The sequence below is a fragment of the Roseateles sp. genome (genome assembly GCF_036404855.1).
Lineage (GTDB): Bacteria > Pseudomonadota > Gammaproteobacteria > Burkholderiales > Burkholderiaceae_C > Pelomonas.
The window spans coordinates 21,571-27,847 of record NZ_DASWYS010000343.1 but is presented as its reverse complement, the minus strand read 5'-3'; the positions used below and the strand labels follow the sequence as shown (position 1 = coordinate 27,847).

Below are 6,277 nucleotides of genomic sequence, written 5' to 3'. Positions count from 1 at the left end.
ATCACGGCGTTGAGGCCGGGCGCGTCGCCTCCGCCGGTGGTGATGGCAATGCGCCGGAGAGTGGGGAGAGCTGGGATGTCGGTCACAGGCATGACCGCGAGTCTGCTACAGCTCCAGCTTCTCGCGCAGCAGCTTGGCCTGCCGCCGCGACACCTCGACCTGGTGACCATCGCGCAGCGTGACGCGGTAGCCATCGCTGCTGGAGGGTGCTATGGCCTGGATCCAGCGCAGGTTGATCAGGTGGCTGCGGCTGGCGCGGAAGAAGAGCTGCGGGTCCAGCCTCTCTTCCAGGCCTGTGAGGGTGCGCGCGAGCAACGGGCGCTGGCCGTCGAACCAGGCCTGCGCATAGTTGCCGCAGGCCTCGAACCCGGCGATGTCGCCCAGGCGCACGAACCAGCAGCGCTCGCCGTCGCGCAGAAAGACCATGTCCTCGGCGCCCTTCAGGCCGGCCGACGCGGACGCAACGACCGACGCGGGCCGCAGGCGCTCGCGCGCCTTGGCCAGCGCCGCCGCCAGCCGCTCGGGGTCGATGGGCTTGAGGAGGTAGTCCAGCGCGTTGCGTTCGAAGGCGGCGAGCGCATGCTGGTCGTAGGCGGTGGTGAAGACGACCAGGGGCAGGTGCTCGAGCCGGTCCAGCAGGTCAAAGCCTGTGGCGCCGGGCAGCTCAACGTCCAGCAGCAACAGCTCTGGAGCCAGCGCCTCGATGGCCTCGCGGGCCGGCGCCAGCTCGGCGGCCTCGCCGACGATGTCAGCGTCCGGGATGGCAGCGAGCAACGTGCGCAGCTCCTGTCGCGCCAGGCGCGAATCCTCGACGATGTAGATCCTCATGCGGCCAGGTCCATCGTGACGATGACACGGCCGTTCGCCGAAGCGACGCTGCAGCCGGCACCGGGGCCGCCGGCTCGCACCAGGCGCTCACGCAGGTTGACCAGGCCAAGCCCAGTGCCTTCGGAGGCACCCGGCGCCCAACGGCCGGGGTTGGCGACGGCCACGCTGAGGGTGGGGCCATGGCGGCGGATGGCGATGTCCACCACCCCGCCGCCGGGGGTGCGCGCGATGCCATGCTTGATGGCGTTCTCCACCAGCAGCTGCAGCAGCATGGGCGGCACGCTGGCGTCGGCCGTGGCGGGGTCGACCTGCCATGCCACGCGCAATCGCTCCTCGTGGTGCAGCTGTTCCAACGCGATGTAGTCGCGCACGACGGCCAACTCGTCGACCAGCGGCACACGCTCCTTGGCGCTGTGCTGCAGTGTGTGGCGCAGCGTGTTGGACAGGCGGCTCAGCATCTCGCGGGCGCGGGTGGGATCCTCATTGACGAGGGCGCGCAGGTTGTTCAGGGCATTGAACAGGAAATGCGGGTTGATCTGGGCGCGCAGCACCTGCAACTCGAGCTCGCGGGCAGCCGCCTCGGCCTGCCACTTGGCGATCTCGCCCCGGCGCCAGCGGTTGAGCATCTGCAGCCCCACCCAGGCGGCCATCCACAGCCAAAGCAGGATGGTGGTGTTGACGGTATAGCTCGCCAGCACCGCCCAGCCATAGGGCATGTTGGGCGGAAACTCCAGCAGCCCCAGCCAAAGCCCGAGGCGGTTGACGAGGTAGAGGGCAACCTGCAGGCCAAACGCGAACACGGGCGGCATGCACACCAGGCGGAGCAGCAGCGAGCGCGGTGACCTGTCCAGCCAGTGCTGCCACAGCGCCAGCGCTCGCAATCCTTCGCTGGCCGCGAACAGACCGGCGCCGACGCACACCATCACGAAGACGAGCGAGCCGGTGATCCGCTGGAAGCTCGCCACCATGGCGAGCGAGATGGCCATGTAGCCACTCCACAGCAAGGCCTGCACGGCCAGGCGTTTGCGCGTCGTCATGCTCCCTCTTTCAACACCCGCTCAATGGCTGGCGATGAATGCTTTGACCTCGCCGACCAGCCAATCGGCATCGTCCCACATGAGGAAGTGGTAGCCGCGCTGGCTCATCGAGACCTTCACGCCGTTCAGGCCGGCGTACTGCGTCTCGAAGATCTTCCTGGTGCTCTCCAGCGTCGAGCCCATGGGCTCGAATGCGGCCCAGGCGCCCAGCACCACCGTGGGTGTGGTGATCATGGGCAGCAGCGGGCGCAGGTCTTCACCCCAGAGCTCGGACATGGCCTGCGCCGAGGTGGCACGGTCGCTCGCCAGGCTCCAACCGTAGACGCGCTCATTGTTGGCAGGGTCACGGCTCATTCCCATGGCCCCCTGCCGAGCACCTGCTTCCCACTGCTCCTTCGTGGCGCCCAGCATCTGTTGGCGCATCGCCGCTGCCGCGCCGCGCGCGGCCTCGGGCGTCATGCCGCGCAGGCCGGCGAGGAAAGGCAGGGAGTCGACGATGACGAGGCGCTCGATGCGGCCGGGACGTTCGGCCGCCATCTGCAGCGCCAGCACGCCGCCCAGGCTGTGGCCCATGACCACGGGCCGGTCGAGCTTGCGGTCGTCGAGATAGGCCAGCAGGCGGTCGCGCATGCCGTGCAGAAAGTGTTCGGTCACCACGGCCGGCGCGCCGGCAAAGCCGGGCAGCTGCACCACGTGGCATTGCACCCCGGGCTGCAGCGCGGCGCAGGTCTGCGTCCAGGTGGCCGCGGCGCTGTTCAGGCCTGGAATCATGAGGACGGGCCGGCCCTGGCCCACCACGTCGACGCGCAGGTCGCGAAATTCCGCCGGCGCGGCCTGGCCGTTGCTGGCCGACAGCGCCGTCGCGATGGCCACGGCGGCGGCAAAGAGGCCCATCCAGGAACGCTTGCAGACTGACATGCGAGTCTCCATCGAGGTTGTGAAGCAAGCATGTTGCCGCAGCCCGGGCGCGGCACTGACAGCCCGGTGACGAACGGCTGGAAGCGGGGATGAATGGCGAGCCGGCCGGGCCGGCGGCGGGCTACTTCAGCCGCTGTGCCCAGTAGACCAGCACCTCGGTGCGCGGCTCGATATCCGTCGGGCTGTAGGTGTAGGTCGGCACGACGTTGATCGCATCCAGCGTGTTCAGGCCGGAGATGATGCGACCGAAGACCGCATAGCCCGGGTTGGCGGCGCTCTGGTAGTCCAGGCTGGTGTTGTCCTGGACGTTGAAGAAGAACTGGCTGGTCGCGGAGTCGGGGTCGCTACGGCGCGCCATCGCGATGGTGCCGCGCAGGTTGGACAGGCCGTTGTTGCTCTCCAGCTTGATGGCGGCGTACAACGGCTGCTTGACCACCATGCCGCTGGTGTAGCCGCCGCCCTGTATGACGAAATCGCGGTCGACGCGGTGGATCAGCGTCTGCGTGTAGAAACCCGCGGCGACGTATTTGTAGAAGTTCGCAACCGTCTGCGGCGCGTAGGTGTCATAGAGCTCGACGACCATCTCGCCGCTGCTGGTCAGCATGCAGACCGTGGGCCAGGTGCTGGCGGTGGACGCGGCCAGACCGGCCGCGCTGCACGAGAGGGTCGGGGGATTCGGATTGGGGTTGGGGCGCGGGTACTGCGTGCCACCGCCTCCGCCTCCCCCACCTCCACCGCCGATCTCGACTTCGACGCCACCACCGCAGGCGCTGAGCAGTGCGGCCGCGCCAAAGGCAAGGACGAGGCTGGCAAAACGGGCGGGCAGGCGCATGTCGGTCTCCAGGGAATGCCGGCTCAACGCCTGACGCCATGTTCTGTTGACTCTGCTTACAAGCAATTACCAGTGCTGGCTATAGTCCGCGCCGCCGCCCAGCGCTGGCGTTTTTTCCACATCCCTGCCGCCGACCCCGATGTCTTTTGCAACCAACCGCCGTTCCGCCCTCTTGCTCGCTCTGAGCGCCAGCCTCGGTCTCGCCGCCTGCGGCGGTGGCTCCGGCAGTGACGCGGGCACGCCCATCAATCAGGATCCCAACGGCTGGAGCGGCGTGACCACGCTGAAGACGACGGACACCATCGTCGGCACCGGCGCGTCCGTCGACACCGGCACGCTCGCCGCCGTGGCATACACGGGTTGGATCTACGACGTCCGCGTCGCCGACACCAAGGGCACCAAAATCGACAGCAACGTCGGCGCGGCGCCGCTGTCTTTCGTGGTCGGCAGCAACTCACTCATCAGGGGCTTCGAACAAGGCGTCATCGGCATGAAGCCGGGCGGCAAGCGCACCATCACCATGCCGGCCAGCATGGCCTACGGCAGCACGGGCAAGGCCCCCGCCGTACCGGCCAATGCAGCCCTGGTGTTCGAGATCGAGATGGACCCGAATGGCTGGACCGGCGTGACCGCCCTGAAAACGCAGGATACCCTCGCCGGGACCGGTGCCTCTGCTGACGCGGGCAGGAACGTCACGGTGACTTACACCCTTTGGCTCTACGACGCACGCAGCGCCGGCACCAAAGGCCTGCAGATCGAGAACAACACCGCCGGATACACGTTCAAGCTGGGCGCGGGCACCGTGATCCCCGGCTTCGACCAGGGCATCACCGGCATGAAGGTGGGCGGCAAGCGCACCATCACCATCCCGGCCAGCCTGGGTTACGGCAACAGCGGCGACAGCAGCGGCAAGATCCCCGGTGGCGCGGTGCTGGTGTTCGACGTTCAGCTGAACGCCGTCAACTGAGCTCGAGGTTGTCAATGAGCCGCGTGGTTCCCAACCGCGCGGCGCCCAGCGCGACCAGCGGCTGCCCATCAACGGCCGGCCCGAGGTCGTGCTGCCGTCGCAGCGTCAGGTAATCCGGCGCCCAGCCGGCGTCGCGCATGGCCTGCATGGCATCTGCCTCCATCGCGGCCAGGTCACGCTCGCCAGTCTGCCAGCGGGCGATCAGAGCCTTGAGCGAGCGGGACAGGCGCAGCGCCTCCGTCTTTTCGGTCTCGCTCAGATAGCCATTGCGCGACGACAAGGCCAGGCCCTGCTCGCTGCGGCGCGTCTCACCGCCGTGGATCTCGACCGGCAGCGCCATCTGCGCTGTCATGCGGCGCAACACCATCAGCTGCTGGTAGTCCTTCTTGCCGAACACCGCCTGCGTCGGCTGCACGATGTTGAAGAGCTTGTGCACGACCGTGCAGACGCCCGTGAAGAAGCCGGGGCGGAAATGGCCCTCCAGGATGTCGGCCAGCTCGGCGGGTGGCTGCACCTTGTAGCCCTGCGGTTCCGGATACAGCTCCTTCTCGCTCGGCGCGAAGACGATGTCGCAACCGGCGGCTTCGAGCAGCGCACAGTCGCGCTGCAGTGTGCGCGGGTAGGTGTCGAAGTCCTCGTGCGGCGCGAACTGCAGCCGGTTCACGAAGATGCTCGCGACCACCACGCCTGCCGGGCCGATCAGCTCACGGGCCTGCTTGACGAGCGCCAGGTGGCCGTCGTGCAGGTTGCCCATCGTGGGCACGAAGCCGCGCTGGCGGTGGATGACAAGCGCCTCCCGCAGCTCGGCAATGGTGTGGATCACTTGCATCTTCAGAACCCGTGGATCTCGTTAACGGGGAACGTCTTGGCCTTCACCTCGTCCACATAGGCCTTCACGGCGGCCAGCACGGAATCCTTGCCAGCCATGAAGTCCTTGACGAAGCGCGGCTTGCGTCCGGGTGTGATGTTGAGCATGTCGTGCAGGACCAGCACCTGCCCCGAGGTGCCAACGCCGGCGCCGATGCCGATGACAGGCACCGGCGACTCGGCCGTGATCTCGGCCGCCAGCGCGGCAGGCACCATCTCGTAGAGCAACATCGCGGCGCCGGCCTCGACCAGCTCCATCGACTCGCGCTTCATGCGCGCAGCCCCGGCCTCGTCGCGGCCCTGCACCTTGAAGCCGCCCAGCGCGTTCACCGTCTGCGGCGTGAAACCGAGATGGCAGCAGACCGGGATGCCGCGCTCGCTGATGAAGCGCACCGTCTCGACCGTCCAGCCCCCGCCCTCGAGCTTGACCATGTGGGCACCGGCTTTCACCAGCGCTGCGGCGCTCTTCCAGGCTTCTTCCTTGCTGACGTGATAGCTGTCGAAGGGCAGGTCGGCAATGATCCAGGCCCATTTGTGGCCGCGCGACACGCAGAACGTGTGATAGACCATGTCCTCGAGGCTGACCGGGGCTGTCGAGCCACGGCCCTGCAGCACGTTGCCCAGGGAATCGCCGATCAGCAGGATGTCGACGCCGGCCTCGTCCAGCAGGCTCGCGAAGGCCGCGTCGTAGCAGGTCAACATCGTGATCTTCTCGCCGCTGGCATGCATCTGCGCCAAGCGCGGCAGGGACATGGGTTTGCGGTCGGTCATGGCTGGCATCTCCTGGAAAACCCTGGGTCACCCCTCGGGGCGGCCGCAGTGTAGCGT

At 67.7% G+C, this 6,277-nt stretch carries 7 protein-coding genes; 1 reads left to right on the top strand and 6 read right to left on the bottom strand.

The annotated features are described in order from the left end of the window. Window positions 1-105 precede the first annotated feature (105 nt). The 4 genes from VGF12_RS23020 to VGF12_RS23005 all read right to left on the bottom strand — a co-directional run bounded on the left by VGF12_RS23020 (window position 106) and on the right by VGF12_RS23005 (window position 3,615). Window positions 106-828 (bottom strand): LytTR family DNA-binding domain-containing protein, encoded by a 723-nt coding sequence (locus VGF12_RS23020; protein ID WP_331178379.1) that lies wholly within the window; start codon window positions 826-828, stop codon window positions 106-108. Beyond that, window positions 825-1,865, bottom strand: a complete 1,041-nt coding sequence (locus VGF12_RS23015) for a sensor histidine kinase (protein WP_331178378.1) — start codon at window positions 1,863-1,865, stop codon at window positions 825-827. The genes VGF12_RS23020 and VGF12_RS23015 overlap by 4 nt, the downstream gene beginning before the upstream one ends. A gap of 21 nt (window positions 1,866-1,886) precedes the next feature. Next, the gene (locus VGF12_RS23010; protein ID WP_331178377.1) at window positions 1,887-2,783 is read right to left on the bottom strand and encodes an alpha/beta hydrolase; all 897 of its coding nucleotides are present in this window, start codon (window positions 2,781-2,783) and stop codon (window positions 1,887-1,889) included. A 121-nt stretch (window positions 2,784-2,904) separates the two neighbouring features. Beyond that, window positions 2,905-3,615 (bottom strand): peptidylprolyl isomerase, encoded by a 711-nt coding sequence (locus VGF12_RS23005; RefSeq protein WP_331178376.1) that lies wholly within the window; start codon window positions 3,613-3,615, stop codon window positions 2,905-2,907. Between the two features lie 172 nt (window positions 3,616-3,787). Here VGF12_RS23005 and VGF12_RS23000 point away from each other — a divergent pair, with 172 nt between their 5' ends. Then, window positions 3,788-4,582: an FKBP-type peptidyl-prolyl cis-trans isomerase gene (locus tag VGF12_RS23000; RefSeq protein ID WP_331178375.1), complete on the top strand. Its 795-nt coding sequence runs from the start codon at window positions 3,788-3,790 to the stop codon at window positions 4,580-4,582. Here VGF12_RS23000 and panC read toward each other — a convergent pair. Beyond that, window positions 4,575-5,411, bottom strand: coding sequence for a pantoate--beta-alanine ligase (gene panC, locus VGF12_RS22995; RefSeq protein WP_331178374.1), 837 nt, complete (start codon window positions 5,409-5,411; stop codon window positions 4,575-4,577). The two genes, VGF12_RS23000 and panC, sit on opposite strands and share 8 nt — an antisense overlap. A 2-nt stretch (window positions 5,412-5,413) precedes the next feature. Next, window positions 5,414-6,220: a 3-methyl-2-oxobutanoate hydroxymethyltransferase gene (gene panB / locus VGF12_RS22990; protein WP_331178373.1), complete on the bottom strand. Its 807-nt coding sequence runs from the start codon at window positions 6,218-6,220 to the stop codon at window positions 5,414-5,416. Window positions 6,221-6,277: the final 57 nt, after the last annotated feature.